This is a genomic window from Bradyrhizobium sp. CCGUVB4N, assembly GCF_024199945.1.
Lineage (GTDB): Bacteria > Pseudomonadota > Alphaproteobacteria > Rhizobiales > Xanthobacteraceae > Bradyrhizobium.
In genome coordinates, this window is sequence record NZ_JANADP010000001.1 from 4,610,093 (window position 1) to 4,630,497 (window position 20,405).

A 20,405-nucleotide genomic window follows, 5' to 3' on the forward strand; every position below is an offset into this window, starting at 1 on the left:
GCTGTCGAGGCAGCGTGACGTCCGCGCTTCGCGCTCCACCACGTTGACGACGAGCTGAACATCAACCTTGTCATCGCCATTACCGCGCGTCTTGTCGGTCGCGCTACATGTCAGCCTCAAAATGGCAAGAGACGCCATCTCCAACAGCGTGGTAATTTCCTCGGCGCGAAGCAACGAGGAACAATGCATGACGGACGCAGAGCGAATAACGGGACTTGAGCAGCACGTTCAACTGCTCCAATCACGGTGCGACCTCCTCGACCAGCGATGCCGCTACATGGCGGGCCGCCTGATGGAGGTCATCAACGATGTCGGGCTCGATGCCACATCAACACACGATCCCGGGTACAGCTCCAATGGCTCCGCTCCGCAATCAACGTCATGAACTCTTCGCCAACCTGATCGTGCAGGCGCCCAAGAGCGGCATGTCGAACACCGGATGTTATCTCGCATGCGGCTACCGCGCCGAAGGCAACGCCGCCGAGGTCGCAGCATCACGCTTGCTAAGTTCCGATAAGATCAGGACCAGGATCGCCGAACTGACGGCTCCCGTGGTGAAGAAAACGCGGACGACGGTGGACACACTCGCGGCCCAGCTCGACGAAGTCTTTGCCGGCGCGTCCGGCGACAAGCAGTGGGGCGCGGCCGGTTCCGCTGCCGCGCTCAAGGCGCGGCTGTTGGGTTTCATGCGCGAAAAAATCGAAATCGGCGGGCCGGGCGACTTCGACGACTGCAAGACGCCGGACGAGCTGATGCGCCGCCTTGTCGATGATCTGGAGGACAGGCAGGCCGTGCGCGCCTTCTGCGTCGAGGTTGTGCGCCTGATCGACGAGGACGCGGCCGGAGCCGCGCTCGATGTCAGCCCGGCGCAGGAATGGCCGTCGATGGTGGAAAGGCGACACGGTTTCCGAGAGTAATCGTTGCTCAACGCCTCCAGGCCATGTACAGTATTCTCGGGTTATCTGTACAGACCGGGGGCAACACCATGTCGGATCAAGAGAAACGCCAGCGCAAGCCCGCGATCGGTTACACAAGAACTAGCTCGGCAACGAACGTCGGCGACGACAAGGACAGCGTGGCGCGCCAGCGCAAGGCGATCCAAGCCCACGCCAACCGCGCCGGCTACAAGATCGTTGCCTGGTTTGACGATCCTGCCGTGAACGGGAGCGACATGATCGATGTGCGCCCGGGCTTCATGGCCGCCCTCGAAATGATCGCGAGCAATGGCGTTCGCACCATCATCGTTGAAACTGCCAATCGTTTTGCCCGCGACCTCATCGTGCAGGAGACAGGTTGGAAGCGTCTACAGGCGGACGACATCACGCTGATCGCGGCCGACAAGCCGGACTCGTTTGTCGATGACACTCCAACCGCCGTGCTGGTGCGGCAAATCCTTGGCGCCGTTGCCCAGTTCGACAAGGCCATGACTGTTGCCAAGCTCCGAGGCGCGCGGGAGCGCAAGCGCCGCAAGACTGGCGACAAGGTCGAGGGCCGCAAGAGCTGGATCGAACAGGGGCAGGAGGATTCCGAGAAGGGCAGGAAGATCGCAAAGATGATCGCGGCAGCTAAGCGGCTAGAGAGCGACGGCCTGTCGCTACGTGACATCGCTGCCGGACTCGACAAGCTCGGCCATCGGAACGAGCGCGGCGTGACCTTCTCCCCGTCGTCGGTGAAGTCCATGCTGGCCTGACGGGCCGCCCCGATCTTTCCGGCCCCCTCGCTAAGGGGGTAGGCCACCCCGGCCAACCTTCCACCGACCATCCTCTGTTTAAATTCAACCCCGCATCTCTTCCCCCTCGCGCTATTTTTTTTGCTGGAGATTTTTTGGGCAACCTCTCGGGCTTTCCATTTTTCACGCCCCATTAACCTCTCGGCCTGAAGCTTCCGGGCATGTTGATCCTTGAGTTTCGAGATTGGGAGCGCGGCGTCGCGTTTTGCGTCGGTGACATCCCGGATACAAATCCCGGTGCCACGATGGGGTCCGTCAGCTTGATGTACATCTTGCAGGCGACAGGAAAGAGCCATCCGGATGGCCATCGGTTCGCCAGCGTCCACGTGATCCGAGACGGCCGCGAGATAGAGAGCGCGCATACGCCCGTCCTAACCTCGCCGCAGAGCGATTGCCATTAGCCCGCCAGATCGCGCCGCGCGCTGTGTGCGTTTCGGTGCGCCAGCCGCTGTCTCACGCGGGGCAGCGTCACGGGCGTCTCTATGGGCTCCGCTGGAGGTCAACGCTCACCAGAGTTATCGACCACGAGATCATGGTTGCGCACCACCAGTTGGGCTCCAGCCTATTGCCTCTTCGCAGCACCTGCGCTCATGTTCATTGCACAGTTTCGCAGTGGAGTATGAGTACATGGACACACGCAAGGTGCCAGTTACAACGCGCGCCGTGATCTCGCGCATCAACCGCAGGCTCAGGCCTGACTTGCTACGTCTTCGCGCTTGCCGCCCGAACAGTCGTTGGTGGAGCGACCTCGGCGATTATTTCATTGTTGATCTCGACCGCAACGCGATCGTGCAGAGTCACGTCGATCCCGAGACCTACGGCCGGGAGCTTGGCGTCGTGCAGCTGTTTGAGCAGGTCGCTGCCGATGAACCGCTAGCCGTAGCCGTAGGGCGATGAGGCAGGTCCGCACTGTATTTGCCACGACATCGAGGATTATGGGGTCGCCTGAGTTCGCGCTCGGTCTTGAAGAGGCACGGAAGGGCGTCCCATTCGATTGGCGCAGTGGCGCCGACAACGGCACAGCGTGGAACTACGAACGAGGCCGATTATTCGGGCACATTGCGCCGCTCGATATGCCGCTTCGTATCGGCGCCAAACTGAATCCTAGAGCAGTCGCACTGTGCAACTCGGCTTTCCGTAGGAGCCTCATGCTATGAGCGAACGCAACGTGAGACCCCTCGATAAGATCGCCGATGACATCGCTAGGTTGGAGCGCAAAAGCATCTTCGATATCGGTGATCTCCTGCTCGAAGCACGGGCGCAGTGTGAGCGGGGCGAATGGATCGTTTTTTTGGAGCAACTCGGATGGAGCTGGGACTCTGCTCACCGATATGCCGCTGTGGCTGAGCTGGCAGCGAAATTCCGCAATTTGCGGAATTTGAAGCTCCCAGCGACGATCCTCTACGACCTTGCCTATCGCGAGAAGGACGTTGATCTTCCCTCAATCGTCGATGAGCTGGCCAAGCATGCCAGTAAACGGCCAATGACGATCGTTGACGCTAAGCGCGTCATCCGGGTCGGCATTGGTCGGTATCGTTTCGGCGACTATCCAGACGCTACGCTCGCTCAGCTCGCGGGAGAGGAGCTGGACCATGTGCCCTGGTCCGAAAAAGCAATTAACGCGTTGAAAGAGCGCAAACCCGAGACCGACGAGAGTGCGAGTGCGATCATCAACGAAGTTCGGGACGAGTACATACAACAACTCAAAGCGCGCGTCGTTGAAGACGACGCCGAGGTTGACGCGATCCTTGACGGTGCCCCGCCAGATTTACCGCCGCCGCCGACACCATCCGAACCGCAAAGGCTGGAGGCCAGCACGGCTTGGGCAGAGGCCCCATTGTTTGCCCATGCCGTGACGGACTTGCGCGAGCTGCGAGCAAAGCCGATTGCGCGGTTTGTCGGCATGTTCTCTCCGGCTGAGTTAGGCGAGGTCGCGGATTTCCTAATGGCGGTCGCCTCGGCGACGAAAGCGGAGGCGGCCTGATGAATTGGAAGCTGTTTACGAGCGACGCCAATGTCGCGCCCCCGGCTGTCGGGCATACTCACCATAAGACGAGAGAGGAAGCCCTGCGTGCTGCCCGCAACATCACGGCGACACGGGTGCAGGTCTTGTACATCGAGGGGCCGAGCAAGGAGCGCATCGAGGCCGACGAGATCGCGCGATGGCCCCTTGACGACGAGGTCGGGCCAGATGAAGCCGGCTAGGCGAGTTCGGTTTGGAGCTGGGGCAGCGCGCGGTTCAGCGCGTTCGTGATGACGTCCGCTCATTGCTCAAAAGCGGCCGAAGGAACCGGGAGCCGACATGTCCGTGATGGGCCACTTGTGCCGTTTGGACACCTCCTTTCCGAGAGCGATCACTTCGCAAACCTGATCCTGAGACGTGAGGCCACAAGCTCCGGAACAAAATGGGAGACGTCGCCGCCCATTCCCGCGATCTGCCGCACCAAGGTTGCTTTGATGGGGCGCATTATCGGCGAAGCTGGGAGAAATACGGTCTTTACCCCTGGCATCATAGTTTCGTTCATCCCCGCCATCTGCATCTCGTAGTCGAGATCGGAGCCGTCCCGTAAGCCGCGGATCAGGATCGAGGCGTGAACGCGTTTCGCCGTGGTCACCACCAGATCATCGTAGGTTATGCAGTCAATCTCACAGCCAACTTGAGCCGCCACTGGCAGGATCACAGCCTGCACCATCTCGATCCGCTCATCGCTCGGAAATAGTGGCTTCTTGCCGGGATTGATGCCGATAGCCACAACTAGTCGATCAACCAATGCCGCGGCCCGGCGGATCACGTCGAGGTGCCCATTGGTCACCGGGTCGAACGTCCCCGGGTAGAGCGCAATCCGCATCCTGCTCTCCTCTACACCACACATCTGCTACCTTAAAACACGTCCACCCAACCTATATCATGCGCTGTGGCTCGCTATCATGCTAGGGGCGCCCATGAGTTGCGGGCATTTCCATTGCGGAGGGTGCGGTCGCATTGCCCCCGGAAAGCGGACATCGCCCATGGCGCCCCCCACCTTGCCAGATGCGGCCTACCACGCCGTCAGGTGCCCTCGATCACGACCGCAATCGTCCCCGACGCTGAATAGAGATAGATCGAGTTCATCGGGATGACATCGTCCCAGACCCAGCTCCCGCCTTGACCGCCCGGCGATGTCGCAGGATCAAGGCTCGCACCAAGTCCGGGGCCTTTCGGCGATGTCGAGAACCCGATGGTAAGCGGGCCGCCTGTGCCGACATTCTGAACCGAGAGATAGCTGCGGTACTGTCCGATTGGCAGCACGAACTGCGGGACCGAGGAAGCCAGCGTCACGGTCTTGGTGAAGAAGTTCAGAGGATTGGGCATGTCGAGTGCTCCTCGGTCAGCCCACCCTGACCAGAGCGATGCCGCCTACGCAGGTTCATGACGCGATCAAGTCGGGCGGCAATGTCGTTCATGCCACGGCCTCGACTTGATCGGATTTAGGGGCCGCCGCAACGCGCCGGTTGGGCTGCGGTCGTGGCCGCTCCTCGAAGAACTCCAGAAGAGCGGTGCGGTCCGGAAGGACGCGCTCCAAGATCAGTGTTGCTCGAACGCAGACATCCCTGACCTCGGCCGTTTCGATCAGGGCGTCGCGGGTTCGCCGGACCAGCGCTTGGCTATACGTGAGCCGCCCATGGCGATCGTCCCGGACTGGAGGTCTCACGCGGATCGGTGGCCGCTCTGGCCGCTCTGGCCGCGCCAGGCTCCTCTGCCAATGCTTCAAAACCGCGCCCGGCGAATTCCAAGCGAGCCGACGCCCGGACGACAAGTCCGCGCGCCAGCGCATGATGTCGGGCAAGGAGTCGATCATGCGCAGCGCCGAGCTGCGCTCTCGAAACGGGACGTCAGCGAAGCCATTCAGCGCCAGCCAGTCTTTGATGGCGGCTTGATACTTCGGACCGAATGGTTGGTTCACGCCTGCGACCTTGAACGCCTCGGCCCTGCCGACAGCGAAGGCCTTGCCGAGCGAGACCCAGAGATCGAAGTCGCGATGGCGATTGCGGAGCTGATTCCATGCCTCGCGCCCGGCTGAGATCGTTTCGATGTCCCCCATCATCCGATACCCGCTTGAACTGAGACGAGAGTGACGCTGGCGCCAGCGCTCGACTGCGAATTGAGATTCATCCGGTATCCGGCGATCGGGGCATTGATCGGCGCGGTCACCGTGCTGCCCAAACGGAACATCGCGTTCGAGCTGCCGGTGAAGATCGTGAACGGTGTCGGCGCCGATGAGACCGGCGACTTGTACGTGCCGCTCGGGTCTTCGAGGCAGACGTCAATGGAGTAGGAGGAGCCCCCAGTCGACAGGATCGCGAAGCTCATTTCTTGCGGCGTCGCGTGCCAGTTCACGATCTGCCAAGGCGATGATCCACTTGAGGAAAGGGTCACGTAACGAGGCTGCATTTTATTAAGCTCACCTGACGCTATTTGCTCAGATCAACTGACCATTACTTAGTCGATTGAAATGATTACTCTATTTCGATAGTATCCCGACAGTATTCCGAACACAACGGGAGGCTTTTCGATGATGTTCTGGACCGATCTCGATCGCGCTTACGATGAAGTTCACGACGCGCGCGCCGCCGTCGATAAGGCGCAGCGCGACTATTCCAAAGGCGGCAGCGCCAACGCGGTCAACTCCGCAAATCGCCGGCTTGCCGATGCGCATGATCGCCTTCGCGAGATCAATGGCGGGCGCGTTCGCGATACGCGCTGACAGGAGATTGGCGGGAGAGCGTCGGGAAGTTGTCCGGTGCTCTTCCCCCGTAACGCAGGGATATTCACCATGCCAAGGCCCCGACGCTTTCCCGTCATGTTCGAGTTCTACGGCCCCGAAGAGCATGAGGCCGCATTCGATGCGTTGGCGGCAAGCGGTCTATTCACCAAATCCGATCTCTATCGCATGGCATTCGATCAATTCCTGCGACAGCAGGGATTGCTCCCGGCGCGCAAGCTGAACAATGGGAACGCCCATGCCAGCGCAGCCTAACGCCAACGTCTTCGACCAGTTCGACCCCGACGCCTACCTCAAGAGCACGTCGGGGTTTGATCCTGATGCGTATCTCAGGAGCCAGCCAACGCCCCCCAAGAACGCGTTCGATCAATTTGATCCGCCCACTGCCAAGGCGGGCGATTGGGATGTTGTGAGCACCAAGCCGGTCGGTGATTGGGACGTCGTCCATCAAGGCTCGCCTCAACCAATGTCCTGGTCCGAGGTCGGATCGCAGGCGCTGCGCAACACGCCCTCCAGCGCTGTGCAGTTCGGCAGCGACATCTTGCAGCCGTTCATCCATCCGATTGATACGGCGTCAAATCTCAAAAACCTCGGCCTCGGCATCCTCGACAAGGTCGGGATCGGCTCCGGCGAGCACGCGCAATATGCCGACGCTGTCGGCAAGTTCTATGCGGACCGCTATGGCGGCGTGGAGAACGTCAAGCGCGCCCTCGCTAACGATCCAGTTGGCGTGCTCGGCGATCTATCCATGCTCCTGACTGGCGGCGAGAGCGCGCTCGCTCGCGCTCCCGGCATCGTCGGCAAGGCCGGCGAGATCGCAGGCGCTGCCGGCCGAGCCGTTGACCCGCTCCGTGCCGCTGCGGGCGCCGGGAAGGCCATCGCCAAGGGCGCGGGATATGTCGGAGCCGAAGGCCTTGGTCTGACGACCGGCGCCGGCAGCGAGCCGATCAGGATCGCCGCGCGCTCCGGCTATGAAGGCGGCGAGGCCGGCAACGCGTTCCGCGAGAACATGCGCGGCCTAGCCCCGATAGAGGACGCGGTCGAGGACGCCCGGAAGGCTGTCGGCCAGATGCGGCAGGAGCGCGGTAACGCGTACCGGACGGCTATGCAGGACATCGGCATGGACCAGAAGGTCTTGAACTTCGACGAGATCGACGACGCCCTGCGGCAGGCTGGCGGCGTGAAGACGTTCAAGGGGCGGGACCTCGCGCCGAGCACGGCGAACATCCGCCATCAGCTCGCCGACGTGGTCGATGAGTGGCGCGCGCTGGACCCGGCCGAGTTTCACACGGCCGAAGGGCTCGACGCATTGAAACAGCGGATTGGCGACGTCCGGGACACGACGCAATACGGGACGCCAGAGCGGCTTGTGGCGGATCGCGTCTATCAGGGGGTTCGCCGCACAATCGTCGCCCAGGCGCCGGATTACGCCAAGGCGATGAACGCCTATCAGGAAGCGAGCAACCTCATCAAGGAGATGGAGAAGACGCTTTCGATCAATCCCAAGGCCTCGGTCGATACCACGCTGCGCAAGCTGCAATCGGTGCTTCGCGACAACGTCACGACGGCCTATGGCCGCCGCGCCGAGTTGGCGGATTATCTCGTCAATGCTGGCGCGCCGCGCCTGATGGAGAAGCTTGCCGGTCAGGCTCTCGGCTCTTGGACGCCTCGCGGATGGGGCCGCCTTGTCGCTACGGAGCTGCCTGCAATGGCTGCTGGTGCGATTGGAGCCGGGACAGCGGGCGCAGGCGTCGGCGCATTGGCGACGCTGCCGGCGATGTCTCCGCGCCTTGTCGGCGAGATCGCACATGGCGCCGGCCGAGCGGCGAGACAGGCCGAGCGATTTTCGCCGCCGCTCTCTTTCCTGCCGCGTCCGGCGCGGCAGATCGGACGGCTACCCCCGAGCAACGAGCAATTCGATCCCGATGCGTATCTGCGGCAATCGGCCAACCAGTAAAGGAGTCTCTACATGTCTGATCTTCGAGAAGTCCATCAGCGCAGCCTTCGCGGCTACGAGTACGCAATGCAAGAATGCAACATGAACTTCCAACAGGCCCGTCTTCGGAACGATATGGAGGCCATGGTTGAGGCCTCGCAACAGATCGCGAATCTCAGGGTCGGCATGAACGAGCTGAACAACATGGCTCGCGAAGCCTATGCGGCTGCGCCGCGCGACATGAACCGTTTCGGTCTGAGCAAGGACGAGGTTGAGGTTGCGAACAGCCATCCGGACTCGTCGATGACGCCGGATCAGAAGCAGGAGCTGTATCTGCGGAACAAGCAGAAGTATCAGCACATGCGCATGACCGGCGAGTATCGCGACGATCAGGGCATGGTGCGGAGGTAATCATGTTTGGCAGGACCACGAACGACCTCAGCGAGACGCTGATGAAGATGCAAGACGAGGCAAGAATCGCCTGCAAGCATAACCAGACCGAAATGGCTCGGAAAATGGCCGCTTGGATGAAAGAGGATCGGCGCTTCGATTCCATCCCTGACAAGGTGAAGCTTGCCAAGGAAGCAATGGATGCGCGCTCTCGCGGGCGCGTTCTGAATCTGACAGAGCCGTACCGACCGCAAGCGGGCGGCGTGAGCGTTTAGGAGATCAACAGATGTCGAGACTAGATCGTCTTCGCGAATATTCCCGTCCGACCCGCCGCGAGAATTGGGATGGCGAGTCTTGCGACAAGGCCAACCTGGATCGCTGGAGCCAGCGAGCAACTGAGAATTCCAAGGTCGCTCCCAGAGCCCGGGGCGGCGCCATGCGCTTGCCGGACACAGACAGCGATGGTCGCGGCGGCAAGATCACGGCCGGTGCCGAGAGCGGCGTCGGCCGCCTCCAGAAGGCGGCTCATGCCGACAAGGATGCGCGCGCCGCAGCCAAGGCGGACACCAATCACGCCTCGTCAGAGTCGGATTATTTGGCGAGCATTCGGCGACAGGCGTAACCAATGGCGTCACGGCGCAGGTACAAAATCCAGGAATATCGCGACGGCGGCGCCGTCCCGCTCACTTCTGGAGGTGCGATTCCAGAAGTGGTCGAGCATCCCGAGGTAGTAGTGAACGCGGACGAACCGTCGCTGCCTCCTCGGGATGCTGACGATCCAATCCAGAAGGCATTGGATGGCCAGCTTCGCGCCGAGAAATTGCAGCGGCAGGCGCATCATGAACAGCAGGCGTCGCCGGCCGAACGGCATATTGACGGGCTGCGCATTTCCGACGCCAAGAAGCAATGGCTCCGGCAGAATCCGATGATGCTGCAAAACGAACATGCCGAGATCGTGAATCGCGCCCATGACGCAGCGATTAAGCACGGCATTCCCGACGACAGCCCGGCCATGTTCGAGTTTCTTGGCTCGACCGTTGCGCAGGAAATGGTGGCCAGGCGCGAACGCCTCGCCGAGGCCGCGCGCGCTGCCACCATGGCTCAGGCCGCACGGCCTGAATTGAGCGTTGAGCAGCACGCCCAGCGGCTGGCCGATGAAGCATCAGCCATCGGTGACGCCTACCACGCCAGGATGTCAGCGCCGGAAGTGCTGGCGTCGCAGCCTCAACCACAACCAGCGCAGCGCGCGCAAAGGTCAATGCCTATGACTGCCCCCGTTTCCCGAGATGTGCCCAGCGCCAGCGGGCACAGACTGACGCAGCTAGACAAGACGCTGTCGCCGGAGGAACGCGCTATCGCGCGCAACTCCTTCACCGACCCGAACATGTCGAATGCGCAGAAAGAGCATCTCTACTTGCAGAACCGCACCAAGCTGCAACGCCTCCGGCAGGAAGGCCTGTATCCCCAGAGAGAGCGAGGCTGAACCATGACCGTTCACCCCATCCGCTTCCATGAAGACGCCGAGGTCAACGATTGGGTCTGGCTATTGCTGACGATTGATTTTCATCCGTGGCGGCATCGGCTCCGGCTCGCCACGAATGAAGGCGAACCGGTGTCGATGCCTCTCGATTTGACGGCGAAAGACTTTGGCGAGACGTTGCTCGCCATCGCCGACAAATTCGGCGATCAGGCCGTCTTCGAGACGAACATCTGGAAGCACTGATGGGCATCCCGACGATTCAGGATATGCGGCTGGCGGAGGTCGAGCATCTGCACAACGTCGTCCTGGTTCGCTGCCGGAACTTCATGCACGCAGGGCCGCGTCGTGATCCCGCCAGCATCCGGGAGGCCTTGCAAAAGTACGTGGACGCAGTTTTTGATTTTGTGACCGAGGTAGACTGATGGCCTGGTACGACCGCTACCGGGCCAGTCAAGGGCATCCACGTCGTGAGGACTCGGAGCGCGCTTATCGGCGGCCGGTCAAAGACCAAACCCGCGTCGAGCGTCATGCTGCGATGGTAGCCCTTGTGGCTGATCGTGGGGGCTGGTTGACGTCGTCGCCCGGCGCCTTGGACGCGACCATGGACTGCTTGCCCGGCTCAACACTGCCGACAGAACTTGCCAATGCTGGCTATGAGGTTGAGGAGATCGGCGAAGGCCAACGCATCCTTCCGCACGCGATCACTGAGAGCGTCGTCATCGACGACGGAGCGCCGCCGATCACGGTGACGCATTCCGGGATCGTCAGGGTGCTGCGCTATTCGTTCCCGCTGCCTTAGTTAGCTCTAACCGCGTCACTTGAGTTCTTGTCTCAATAGCTCGGCGGCAACGAACCGCAGGGTGGCTCCTTGCTCTAAAAATCGCTTCCGGAGTTGGGCACGCTCTTCATCCTGCAAGTGACCTTCATAGTATAGATATACGACTCCAGTGAATTTGGCATTTTCACTCGTTTGAGGGTTGGTATCCCCATCAACCTGCATGGACATCTTGAACGGCCACCTTTCGCGCTTACCGTTCACTACAATGTTGGGCGGCCCTACCAGAATTCTGCTTAGGTCCAGAGCAAGCCGTTGGCAGGTTTCGTAGACGTTCTGATTTGGGACGTAAAAGGCGATGAACTTACTCATCGTCTGGTTATTGTAGTAGATGTTTCCCCGAACCTTCGTAACGGTTGTCGGCGAGAACTTGACGTCCCAATCGAACGGCTCTTGGAAGTCATTGCTCGGGAAATCGGCGTCCATCTTGGCCAGCAATGGCGGCAGGCTCGGACCTCGCGGTTGGACAGGCCATACAGCGTAGTACGCGAAGCAGCTAACGACGACTGCGGCCAAGATAGCCAAGCCGGCCGTCTTCGCCTTTGCGCCCAGAGGCGCACGCCAAATCGAGAAGATTAGAAGCGAGGCTGCGCCTATCACTAGCCACGCTCCCCAAGACAGCCATCCGCTCGTCATTGTAACCAATTGAAAGACGGAAGGCCGCTTTTGGGACCATTCGGGCGGCAGAAACTGCGAGCCGAAAGTGTCGTAAAAACCGATTACCGCCCAAAGGAGCAGGACACACCGGGCGACCCAGTGCTCCCGCAGGTCGCGAAGAAACGCGCCGCCGTTGCTCGCGCTGCCGAACATGTTCACAGCAGGCCGAGCCGATAGCGAAGCCGGCTAAGGTAGTGGGTTGTCCAATGACCGACGCTGATCTCCAGCACGGCGATGCTCCTATCGATTCGATCAATGCAAGCATTCCGCGCGCGCTCGCTGGATCGCGCAACCGCGATCACGGGAACGTGTGGGGGTTATCTGGTGTTGCGATACCCCATCGCCGCCAGCGGCGGGTTATCCCCATCGAAGTTCGGCCTGACCTCGGCGCCGCGCTGACCGCAGGCGGTGCAGACGAGGCGCGGCTCGACATCAGACAGCCGCACCTCATCAGGCCAGCGATCCGCGCTCATGGCAATGTGGTGGCCGCAGGAGCAGCAATAGATCAGGACGCCCCGTACGCCCATCTCGCGCATCTCGGCAAAGGTGATCTTGATCGGGCGACCATCGGGGCGGGTGGGGGTGATGCGTCCTGGGCGAGGCATCCCGCCAAGGATGCCGTTGTCGGCGCCGAGTCAAAAAGTCGATTCCCGGTAGGCCGGAACGGTGCCGAGCTACTGCCGGTCGTGGGGGTGGACAACCGAGAATCAAAGAGGCCGCCATTCTAGGCGGCCTGAACAACGGGCGTCAGCGCGCCCGATCCATTGCCTTGGAACTTGAGTGGTGCCAATAGTCGCCGTAGGGCCGCCCCCGGCAGTGAGAACAAGCGGTGATCCGGTATCAGATTGGTATCACAAACCCCTGAAAAAGGCGGCAACGGAATGAGAACAGGCGACACAGTTTACGTTGAAATTGCAGCCTTTTTCGATTGCGACGCAAACCCGCCGTATTCGCCGTGTTAACCGGATGGCCTGCGAGCGGCGGTATCCCCTGTAGAATGTCGAATAAGCCCGATTCGCTGTTGAAGCCGCGCGAGATTATGTTTCGAACCATTACCCTGACAGGTCTTGCGGCGCTTTTGGCCGCTACCGCTTTGACGGTGGCGACGCCCGCGCAGGCGCAGATCGGCACGATCTTCTCCGATCCGCCACCATTGCGGCCGCCGGGGACCATCCCGCGCGGCGGACAGCCGCAACCGCAGCCGACCCCCGACGACGACGAAGAGGTGCCCGAGCTGCCGCCGCAGGGCCGCGTGCTGCCGTCGCGTCCGATGCCGCGCCAGGGCAATGCCATGCCGGGGCCGGTCGAGACCCAGCCGCTGGCGCCGCCGCCAGGCAGCCCCGTCGCCCCGCAGAACCAGCCGCCGGCCGTCGCTGTGGCGCCGCCGGGCGCGCCTGCTCAGCCGGGCGCCGCTGTTCCGGGAGCTCCCGGCCAGCGCCAGCCGCAGCAGAAGGGCGGGACCCAGCAGGGCGCCGTGCCGCAGGCGCCGGCAAGCCTCCAGCCGGGCGACGAGGTCGTCACCGAGCCGCCGGCGCAGAAGATCGTGAACAAGAAGGCGACGTTCTCCGGCCTCGACAAGATCACCGGGCGCATCATCAATTTCGATGAGGATATCGGCGAGACCGTGCAGTTCGGCGCGCTGCGGGTGAAGACCGACGCGTGCTACACGCGGCCCGCCACGGAAGCCGCCAACACCGACGCATTCGTCGAGGTCGACGAGATCACCTTGCAGGGCGAGGTGAAGCGAATCTTCTCCGGCTGGATGTATGCCGCAAGCCCCGGCCTGCACGGCGTCGAGCACCCGATCTACGATATCTGGCTCACCGACTGCAAAGAGCCGCAGCAGACCATTGCGACCGCAGCGCCCGATCCCGCGACCAAGCCTGCGCCGCCGCCACCGCCTCCGGCACAGAAGAAAGCCGCGCCAAAACAGGCCGTGCAGCAGCGTCCGCCGCAGCCTCTGCCGCCGATCCAGCAGCAGCAGCCGGCGCCGCCGCCACCTCCGCCGCCGGAGCAGCGGCCGGGTCTGTTTGGTATCCCCGGGTTCGGTAGCCGATAACCTGATTTATTGCCGCGAGGCGACGATCTCGAGCGCGCGTGCGCCCGGGATCGCATCCCCCGCAGACAGTTTCAGGAAATCGCCGGGCTCACCGGCGAGCGCCTTGTCGAGCAACGCGGTGTAGCGCCGCCGCGAGATCTCGGCCGCACCAAAGCTCTTGAGATGCTCGGTGACATATTGCGTGTCGAGCAGCTCGAAGCCGCCATGGATCAGACGCGCGACCAGATGCACCAGCGCGACTTTCGAGGCATCGCGCGCGGTGTGAAACATGCTCTCGCCGAAGAAGGCACGCCCTAGGCTCACGCCATAGAGGCCGCCGACGAGGTCGTCGCCCTGCCAGGCCTCGACGCTGTGGCAATGGCCGAGCTCGTAGAGGCCGCCATAGAGGTCGCGGATGCGCTTGTTGATCCAGGTGTCCTCGCGCCCGGCCTGCGGCGCGGCGCAGCCGGCGATGGTCGCCTTGAACGCGGTGTTGACGGTGACGCGAAACGCATCCGAGCGCACCGTGCGGGCCAGTCGCGACGAGACGCGAAAGCCGTCGAGCGGGATCACGCCGCGCATTTCCGGTTCGACCCAGAACAGGGTCGGGTCGTCGGCACTCTCGGCCATCGGAAAGATGCCGCAGGCATAGGCGCGCAGCAGCACGGCCGGCGTGATTTCAGACGAGGCGGAGTCGCGCGAAGTCATAGCGTCCGACCATAGCAGGATCGCGATGCGCGTGCGATGGGGGGCAATTCCGGATGTGCGGATCAGCCCGCCGCGGCGGTGTTCGCCTTGTTGGGGGGCGCGGGCGTGCGCTGGAACCGCAGGATGATGCGGGTTCCGGAATGGGCGGGATCGCGCTCGACGGTGGCATCGAGCTTGCTGGCCATCGCCGCGACGATGCGCTGGCCCATGCCGGTGGAGCGCGGATCGGCCTTGACGTTGTCGCCGACGCCGTCGTCGGTGATCGACAGCAGGAGATCGTCGCCTTGCGAGCTCAGCTCGACATGGATGGGCCCGGCGCCGTCGGGATAGGCGTATTTCACCGCGTTCATCACCAGCTCGTTGACGATGATGCCGACGGCGACGGCGCGGTCCGGGTCGATCTCGATGGCTTCCGCCTTCACCGTCAGGCGCGACATCCGGTTACCTTCGGCCGAGCGGCGGAGATCCTCGAGCAGGGAGTCCAGATACTGGTTGAGCACGACGCTCTTCAGGTCCTGCGAGGTGTAGAGGCGGCGGTGCACCTGAGCGACGGCGGCGACGCGACCCATCGCGTTGGTGAGCGCGGCCTTGACCTCGTCCTGCGCGGCGGAGCTCGCCTGCAGGTGCAACAGCGAGGCGATGATCTGGAGCGAATTGCCGACGCGGTGATTGACCTCGCGCAGCAACAACTCGCGTTCGGCCGCAAGTGCGGCGTAGCGGTCGCGCGAGGCGTGGATCTCGGCTTCAGCCTCCTCGCGGGCGCGCTGCAACTCGGCCTGGCGCAGCGCGCCTTCGGCCGCGACATGCAGGAGCGGGATGAAGTCGCCCTTGACGTCCTTGACCAGATAGTCGGCCGCACCGGCCTTGAGCGCGGTCACCGCGATGCTGGAATCCTGCGAGGCCGTGACGAACACCACCGGCGGGGCGTCCGGGATCGCCATGATCTGCTCGAGCGTCTCGAGGCCGTCGAGACCGGGCATGTACTGATCGAGCGCCACCACATCGATGCAGCCTTGACTGCTTGCGTTACGGATGCGCTCCAGGCCTTCCTCGCCGCTCGCGGCATGGATGACCTTGTAGCCGCGCCGCGTCAGGCCGCGATCGACCAGGCGCGCAAGCGCGTCGTCGTCATCGATGTAAAGCAGTGTAGGCGTGCGCTGTTGGTTCATGAGGCGGCGGGCGGGACCTGGATGACCGAGAAGAACAGGCCGAGCTGCCGGATGGCATTGGCGAAATTCTCGTAGTTGACGGGTTTGGTGATGTAGACGTTGCAGCCGAGCTCGTAGCAGCGCTTGATCTCATGGCTGTCGTCAGTCGTGGTCAGCACCACCACGGGCGAGGCCTTGAGATATTTGTTTTCCTTGATCTGCTTCAGGATGTCGATCCCGCTCATATCGGGCAGGTTGAGGTCGAGCAGGATCAGGAGCGCGTTGCCCTTCTGGACCAGCCCGCTGCCGTCGGCGCCGAACAGGTGCTTCATCGCCTCGGTGCCGTTGGCGAACGACACGATTTCATTGTTGACCCCGGAGCGGCGGATATTGCGCTCGATCAGCCGGGCGTGGCCCTCGTCGTCCTCGATCATGATGATGGTGACGGGCAGTGTCATTTGTCAGCGTTCCGGTTGCTGGCGTTCCACGAGATGGGCAGCGTGATCGTAAAAGTGCTGCCCGCGTTCAGTTCCGACGATACCGACATCGTGCCGCCGAGGCGGCGCACAAGTGCACGCACATGGGCAAGACCGATGCCCTGACCGGGCTTGTCCTGGGTTCCCGCACGGCGGAACAGGTCGAAAATCCGCTGATGATCCCTAGCGTCGATACCGCGGCCGTTATCGCTGATTTCGAAGATAGCGTAGCCGAGCTTGGTGCGCCCGCGAATTCTGATCTCGCCGGGCACCCCGTTCTTCAGATACTTAATCGCGTTGTCGATCAGATTGGAGAAGATCTGCTCCAGCGCAAGGCGGTCGCTGACGATATTCGGCAGCGGCTCGATATGGATCTCGGCCTGCGCCTCTGCCGCCTGATGTGCCACCGACGACACGATGGCCTCGATGAAGTCGCGCGTATCGATCTTCTCCGGCTGGAACTCACGCCGGCCCTCGCGTGTGAGGTTGAGGATCGCCGAGATCAGCCGGTCCATCCGGGCGATCGAGGATTTGATGAAGCCGAGCGCTTCGGAAAAATCCGCCGACATCTGCTTGTCGGGGCCGTCCAGCGGAATCTCCGCGACATCGACGGGCGGGCCGCCGGCCGGCGTGCCCGTGAGACCTCCGATCCGTCGAAAGATGTCCTTGCCCAATTCCTCGAGCTCGCTGGTGAAGCCCATGATGTTGACCAGCGGCGAGCGCAGGTCATGGCTCACGATATAGGCAAAGCGCTGGATCTCGTCGTTGGCTTCGCGCAGGTCGGCCGTGCGCTCGTCGACAGTGGCCTCCAGATTGAGATTGGAGTCGCGAAGCCGTGTTTCCGCGTCGTCGCGGGCGCGGGCAGAGCGCCGCACCAGCCAGACCGAGATGATCGCTAGCAGCACGACGAGACCCGAGCCGATACCGGTCATCGATGCAGCGAGCGTCTGGCTGCGGTTGGCGTTCGCCGAACGGAGGCGGAACAGTCGCTCCTCCTCTGCGATCATGGCGGCCGCGACGCTGCCGATGGTGGCGGTCGTGTTGCCGTCAGCCGCCTCGCGAGCCAGCGCTGTGGCTTGGGCCTGCTGGCCCTGCCTGATGAAGTCGATCTCGCGTCCGAATTGGCCGAGACGGATCTCGATCGCCGCGCTCAGTTTCTCGATACTGTCGCGCTGCGCAGGATTGTCGCCAATGAGGCGCGTGACCCGGTCAAGCGCAGGAATGATTGCGGCGACGGCCTTCTCGTGGTCGCCCTGGAATTCTGGTCCCAGCGTCAGGAGATAGCCACGCAGGGCGCTCTCGGCGCGCCGGACTTCGAGCAGCAGACCGTTGATCTGGTTCTCCACCTCGAGGGTGTGAACCACCCATTTGCTGTCGTCTCGGGCTTCGTTGACGAGGTAGACGGAGCCGGCGCTGATCACGGTCAGCACCAGGAGTCCTGCCGCGAACAGCAGGATCTGCCAGAATGCGCGCCGCCGCTGTTCCCCAGCCGTCACGACGGTCTTGCCTTGTTAGGTGTCGCGGAGTTCAAATCGCCCCCTTGGAACTGTCCCCAACCGTCCATAATGCGATTGGGACCAAAGGGTTCCACGGCAGAGAAGATTATTTCGCGCTGGGTTCCGTCTTACCGGCCAGGTACTGCTCCAGCCAGTGGATGTGGTAGTCGCCGTTGATGATGTCGTCCTGGCGCACCAAATCGCGGAACAGCGGCAGCGTGGTCTCGATGCCGTCCACCACCATCTCGTCCAGTGCCCGGCGCAGCCGCATCAGACATTCGGCGCGGGTCTTGCCGTGGACGATCAGCTTGCCGACGAGGGAATCGTAATAGGGCGGGATCGTGTAGCCCTGATAGACCGCGGAATCGATGCGGACACCGAGCCCGCCCGGCGGGTGATATTGCGTGATGCGGCCCGGCGAAGGGCGGAAGGTCTGCGGGTTCTCGGCGTTGATGCGGCACTCGATGGCGTGGCCGATGATCTGGATCTCGCTCTGCTTGGCCGGCAGCTCGCCGCCGGCGGCGATGCGGATCTGCTCCAGCACGAGATCGATGTCGGTGATGCTCTCGGTGACGGGATGCTCGACCTGGATGCGCGTGTTCATCTCGATGAAGTAGAACTCGCCGTCCTCGAACAGGAACTCGATGGTGCCGACGCCGAGATATTTCATCTCGCGCATCGCCTTTGCACAGGTCTCGCCGATCTTGGCGCGCGCAGCGGCGGCCAGCACGGGCGAGGGGCCTTCTTCCCAGACCTTCTGGTGGCGGCGCTGCAGCGAGCAGTCGCGCTCGCCGAGATGGATCGCGCCGCCGCGGCCGTCGCCGAGAATCTGGATCTCGATGTGGCGCGGCTTCTGCAGGTATTTCTCGAGGTAGACGGAGGCGTCGCCGAAGGCGGACTTGGCCTCGTTGGCCGCCGTTGACAGCGCGATCTGGAGATCCGCCTCGGTCTGCGCGACCTTCATGCCGCGGCCACCGCCGCCGGCAGCCGCCTTCACCAGCACCGGAAAGCCGATCTTCCTGGCGATCGCCATCGCATCGTCGTTGGGACCAACCGCACCGTCCGAGCCGGGCACCACGGGGATGCCGAGCTTCTTGGCGGTCTTCTTGGCCTCGATCTTGTCGCCCATCAGGCGGATGTGCTCGGCTTTGGGGCCGATGAATTGCAGATTGTGCTCGCCGAGGATCTCGGCGAAGCGCGCATTCTCCGACAGGAAGCCGTAGCCGGGATGCACGGCGTCCGCGCCGGTGATCTCGCAGGCCGCGAGCAGCGCGGGCACGTTGAGATAGCTGTCCTTGGACGGCGGCGGCCCGATGCAGACGCTTTCGTCCGACAGGCGCACATGCATGGCGTCGGCGTCGGCGGTGGAGTGCACGGCGACGGTCGCGATCCCGAGCTCCTTGCAGGCCCGCAGGATGCGAAGGGCGATCTCGCCGCGATTGGCTATGAGGATCTTGTCGAACATGGTCCCTCAGCGGGCGAAATTCGCCACTCGCTTATTCAATGATAACCAGCGGCTCGCCGAACTCGACCGGCTGGCCGTCTTCGACCAGGATCTGCGTCACCGTACCGGCGCGCGTCGAGGGAATCTGGTTCATGGTCTTCATCGCTTCGATGATCAGCAGGGTCTGGCCGACCGAGACCTTCGAGCCGACCTCGACGAACGGCTTGGCGCCGGGCTCCGGCGACCAATAGGCAGTGCCGACCATCGGCGACGTCACGGCACCGGGATGTTTCGACAGGTCGGACGCAGCAGCCGCAGGTGCGGCAGCCGCAAGAGCGACCGGCGCGGGGGCTGCATGCGCCACCGGAACGGGCATGGTCGCGGCGACGCTGATGTTGCGGGCGACGCGCAGGCGCAGGCCGGCGCGCTCGATCTCGATCTCGGTGAGGCTGGTCTCATCGAGCAGCAGAGCGAGCTCGCGGACGAGTGCGGAATCCTCGCTGGAAAACTTTGCGGCTGCTTTGTCGTCTGGCTGGCGCGCCATGTTCTTTGATCCGAATGTTCTGTGTGAGGAGGGAGCGTCAGGCTTTGGGCTTGATGCCGACCTTGGCGGCAAGGCCCTGGATGGCGAGGCGGTAGCCCTCGATGCCGAAACCGCACAGCGAGGCGAAGGCCGCGCGCGCGGTGTAGGAGTGATGGCGGAAGCTCTCGCGGGCGTGGATGTTGGTCACATGCACTTCGACGGTCGGGATTTGCACTGCGAGCAGTGCGTCGTGCAGCGCGATCGAGGTGTGCGAATAACCGCCGGCGTTGATGATGATGCCCTTCATCTTGCGGGCATGCGCCTCGTGGATGAAGTCGATCAGCTCGCCTTCGCGGTTGGATTGACGGCAATCAGCCTTGAGGCCGAAGGTCGCGGCCGTCTCCCGGCACAGCGCCTCGACGTCGGCAAGCGTCGCGTGGCCATACTTCTCGGGCTCCCGCGTCCCCAACATGTTGAGGTTCGGTCCGTTGAGAACGAGGATCGTGTCGGTTGCTGGTTCGGCCATTCCTGTCCCGGCAAAGGTGTTTCGGCGTGGCGGGGGTTATAGGTAACAAAGTGACCCAGGGGAAGCCTTGAAGGGCTTCCCGATCGACTTCAGGCCCCTCATCCAGTGTGCAAAAACCTGTGCGGAAACTACGGAAATTGCTTGTTAACCAGTCGAAAGAGTGGCTGGCGGCAGGCCCCGGCGGGGCAGACCGCCCGATAGGCCAAAAGCCCCCGCCGATGGCTCGGCAGGGGCTCTCTTTGGCTTCAGCGATCCG

At 62.8% G+C, this 20,405-nt stretch carries 29 protein-coding genes; 16 read left to right on the forward strand and 13 right to left on the reverse strand.

Going from position 1 to position 20,405, the window contains the following annotated elements; genetic code table 11:
• Positions 1–356: 356 nt before the first annotated feature.
• From NLM31_RS20980 to NLM31_RS21000, 5 genes are all read left to right on the forward strand, one after another.
• Entirely contained in the window at positions 357–917 is a 561-nt protein-coding gene (locus NLM31_RS20980; protein WP_254193493.1) for a hypothetical protein, read from the forward strand.
• Positions 918–940: 23 nt separating this feature from the next.
• Positions 941–1,690 (forward strand): recombinase family protein, encoded by a 750-nt coding sequence (locus NLM31_RS20985; protein ID WP_254193494.1) that lies wholly within the window; start codon positions 941–943, stop codon positions 1,688–1,690.
• 666 nt (positions 1,691–2,356) lie between these two features.
• Entirely contained in the window at positions 2,357–2,626 is a 270-nt protein-coding gene (locus NLM31_RS20990; RefSeq protein ID WP_254193495.1) for a hypothetical protein, read from the forward strand.
• Positions 2,627–2,882: 256 nt separating this feature from the next.
• On the forward strand, positions 2,883–3,713 hold the full coding sequence (locus tag NLM31_RS20995) for a hypothetical protein (protein ID WP_254193496.1): 831 nt from the start codon (positions 2,883–2,885) through the stop codon (positions 3,711–3,713).
• Complete coding sequence (locus NLM31_RS21000; protein WP_254193497.1) at positions 3,713–3,934, forward strand: hypothetical protein; 222 nt, start codon at positions 3,713–3,715, stop codon at positions 3,932–3,934. The genes NLM31_RS20995 and NLM31_RS21000 overlap by 1 nt, the downstream gene beginning before the upstream one ends.
• A 149-nt stretch (positions 3,935–4,083) precedes the next feature.
• Here the strand turns inward: NLM31_RS21000 and coaD are convergent, their stop codons facing one another.
• The 4 genes from coaD to NLM31_RS21020 form a co-directional block, all read right to left on the reverse strand.
• Positions 4,084–4,578, reverse strand: a complete 495-nt coding sequence (gene coaD / locus NLM31_RS21005; RefSeq protein WP_254193498.1) for a pantetheine-phosphate adenylyltransferase — start codon at positions 4,576–4,578, stop codon at positions 4,084–4,086.
• Between the two features lie 200 nt (positions 4,579–4,778).
• Positions 4,779–5,081, reverse strand: coding sequence for a hypothetical protein (locus NLM31_RS21010; RefSeq protein ID WP_254193499.1), 303 nt, complete (start codon positions 5,079–5,081; stop codon positions 4,779–4,781).
• 88 nt (positions 5,082–5,169) lie between these two features.
• Positions 5,170–5,814 carry a hypothetical protein gene (locus tag NLM31_RS21015; protein ID WP_254193500.1) on the reverse strand — a complete coding sequence of 215 codons (645 nt, stop codon included), beginning with the start codon at positions 5,812–5,814 and terminating at the stop codon, positions 5,170–5,172.
• Complete coding sequence (locus tag NLM31_RS21020; protein ID WP_254193501.1) at positions 5,811–6,161, reverse strand: hypothetical protein; 351 nt, start codon at positions 6,159–6,161, stop codon at positions 5,811–5,813. The genes NLM31_RS21015 and NLM31_RS21020 overlap by 4 nt, the downstream gene beginning before the upstream one ends.
• A gap of 121 nt (positions 6,162–6,282) precedes the next feature.
• Here NLM31_RS21020 and NLM31_RS21025 point away from each other — a divergent pair, with 121 nt between their 5' ends.
• From NLM31_RS21025 to NLM31_RS21070, 10 genes are all read left to right on the forward strand, one after another.
• Positions 6,283–6,474 (forward strand): hypothetical protein, encoded by a 192-nt coding sequence (locus NLM31_RS21025; protein ID WP_254193502.1) that lies wholly within the window; start codon positions 6,283–6,285, stop codon positions 6,472–6,474.
• A gap of 69 nt (positions 6,475–6,543) precedes the next feature.
• Positions 6,544–6,747, forward strand: coding sequence for a hypothetical protein (locus NLM31_RS21030; RefSeq protein WP_254193503.1), 204 nt, complete (start codon positions 6,544–6,546; stop codon positions 6,745–6,747).
• Positions 6,731–8,449 (forward strand): hypothetical protein, encoded by a 1,719-nt coding sequence (locus NLM31_RS21035; protein WP_254193504.1) that lies wholly within the window; start codon positions 6,731–6,733, stop codon positions 8,447–8,449. Before NLM31_RS21030 ends, NLM31_RS21035 begins: the two co-directional genes overlap by 17 nt.
• Positions 8,450–8,461: 12 nt before the next feature.
• Positions 8,462–8,839: a hypothetical protein gene (locus NLM31_RS21040; RefSeq protein ID WP_254193505.1), complete on the forward strand. Its 378-nt coding sequence runs from the start codon at positions 8,462–8,464 to the stop codon at positions 8,837–8,839.
• 2 nt (positions 8,840–8,841) lie between these two features.
• Positions 8,842–9,093: a hypothetical protein gene (locus tag NLM31_RS21045; protein WP_254193506.1), complete on the forward strand. Its 252-nt coding sequence runs from the start codon at positions 8,842–8,844 to the stop codon at positions 9,091–9,093.
• 11 nt (positions 9,094–9,104) lie between these two features.
• A complete protein-coding gene (locus NLM31_RS21050; RefSeq protein WP_254193507.1) occupies positions 9,105–9,440 on the forward strand; it encodes a hypothetical protein in 336 nt (111 codons plus the stop codon).
• A gap of 3 nt (positions 9,441–9,443) precedes the next feature.
• Complete coding sequence (locus NLM31_RS21055) at positions 9,444–10,301, forward strand: hypothetical protein (protein WP_254193508.1); 858 nt, start codon at positions 9,444–9,446, stop codon at positions 10,299–10,301.
• 3 nt (positions 10,302–10,304) lie between these two features.
• Positions 10,305–10,541, forward strand: a complete 237-nt coding sequence (locus NLM31_RS21060) for a hypothetical protein (protein ID WP_254193509.1) — start codon at positions 10,305–10,307, stop codon at positions 10,539–10,541.
• Positions 10,541–10,720 carry a hypothetical protein gene (locus NLM31_RS21065; RefSeq protein ID WP_254193510.1) on the forward strand — a complete coding sequence of 60 codons (180 nt, stop codon included), beginning with the start codon at positions 10,541–10,543 and terminating at the stop codon, positions 10,718–10,720. The genes NLM31_RS21060 and NLM31_RS21065 overlap by 1 nt, the downstream gene beginning before the upstream one ends.
• Positions 10,720–11,097 carry a hypothetical protein gene (locus tag NLM31_RS21070; RefSeq protein WP_254193511.1) on the forward strand — a complete coding sequence of 126 codons (378 nt, stop codon included), beginning with the start codon at positions 10,720–10,722 and terminating at the stop codon, positions 11,095–11,097. Before NLM31_RS21065 ends, NLM31_RS21070 begins: the two co-directional genes overlap by 1 nt.
• A 15-nt stretch (positions 11,098–11,112) precedes the next feature.
• Here NLM31_RS21070 and NLM31_RS21075 read toward each other — a convergent pair whose 3' ends face one another.
• Both NLM31_RS21075 and NLM31_RS21080 read right to left on the reverse strand, forming a co-directional pair.
• Positions 11,113–11,943 (reverse strand): hypothetical protein, encoded by an 831-nt coding sequence (locus NLM31_RS21075; RefSeq protein WP_254193512.1) that lies wholly within the window; start codon positions 11,941–11,943, stop codon positions 11,113–11,115.
• 164 nt (positions 11,944–12,107) lie between these two features.
• Entirely contained in the window at positions 12,108–12,395 is a 288-nt protein-coding gene (locus NLM31_RS21080) for a hypothetical protein (RefSeq protein WP_254193513.1), read from the reverse strand.
• A 392-nt stretch (positions 12,396–12,787) separates the two neighbouring features.
• Here NLM31_RS21080 and NLM31_RS21085 point away from each other — a divergent pair, with 392 nt between their 5' ends.
• Positions 12,788–13,849: a DUF2155 domain-containing protein gene (locus NLM31_RS21085; protein ID WP_254193514.1), complete on the forward strand. Its 1,062-nt coding sequence runs from the start codon at positions 12,788–12,790 to the stop codon at positions 13,847–13,849.
• 6 nt (positions 13,850–13,855) lie between these two features.
• On the opposite strand, the gene aat is transcribed toward NLM31_RS21085, so the two are convergent.
• The 7 genes from aat to aroQ form a co-directional block, all read right to left on the reverse strand.
• Positions 13,856–14,536 (reverse strand): leucyl/phenylalanyl-tRNA--protein transferase, encoded by a 681-nt coding sequence (aat, locus tag NLM31_RS21090; protein ID WP_254193515.1) that lies wholly within the window; start codon positions 14,534–14,536, stop codon positions 13,856–13,858.
• Between the two features lie 62 nt (positions 14,537–14,598).
• Positions 14,599–15,705 carry a sensor histidine kinase gene (locus NLM31_RS21095; RefSeq protein ID WP_254131175.1) on the reverse strand — a complete coding sequence of 369 codons (1,107 nt, stop codon included), beginning with the start codon at positions 15,703–15,705 and terminating at the stop codon, positions 14,599–14,601.
• A complete protein-coding gene (locus tag NLM31_RS21100) occupies positions 15,702–16,142 on the reverse strand; it encodes a response regulator (protein WP_254131176.1) in 441 nt (146 codons plus the stop codon). The genes NLM31_RS21095 and NLM31_RS21100 overlap by 4 nt, the downstream gene beginning before the upstream one ends.
• Positions 16,139–17,656, reverse strand: coding sequence for a CHASE3 domain-containing protein (locus NLM31_RS21105; RefSeq protein WP_254131177.1), 1,518 nt, complete (start codon positions 17,654–17,656; stop codon positions 16,139–16,141). Before NLM31_RS21105 ends, NLM31_RS21100 begins: the two co-directional genes overlap by 4 nt.
• 106 nt (positions 17,657–17,762) lie before the next feature.
• On the reverse strand, positions 17,763–19,121 hold the full coding sequence (gene accC / locus NLM31_RS21110; protein WP_254193516.1) for an acetyl-CoA carboxylase biotin carboxylase subunit: 1,359 nt from the start codon (positions 19,119–19,121) through the stop codon (positions 17,763–17,765).
• A gap of 31 nt (positions 19,122–19,152) precedes the next feature.
• Complete coding sequence (accB, locus tag NLM31_RS21115) at positions 19,153–19,644, reverse strand: acetyl-CoA carboxylase biotin carboxyl carrier protein (protein ID WP_254131179.1); 492 nt, start codon at positions 19,642–19,644, stop codon at positions 19,153–19,155.
• Between the two features lie 37 nt (positions 19,645–19,681).
• Positions 19,682–20,149 carry a type II 3-dehydroquinate dehydratase gene (aroQ, locus tag NLM31_RS21120; RefSeq protein WP_212427781.1) on the reverse strand — a complete coding sequence of 156 codons (468 nt, stop codon included), beginning with the start codon at positions 20,147–20,149 and terminating at the stop codon, positions 19,682–19,684.
• Positions 20,150–20,405: the final 256 nt, after the last annotated feature.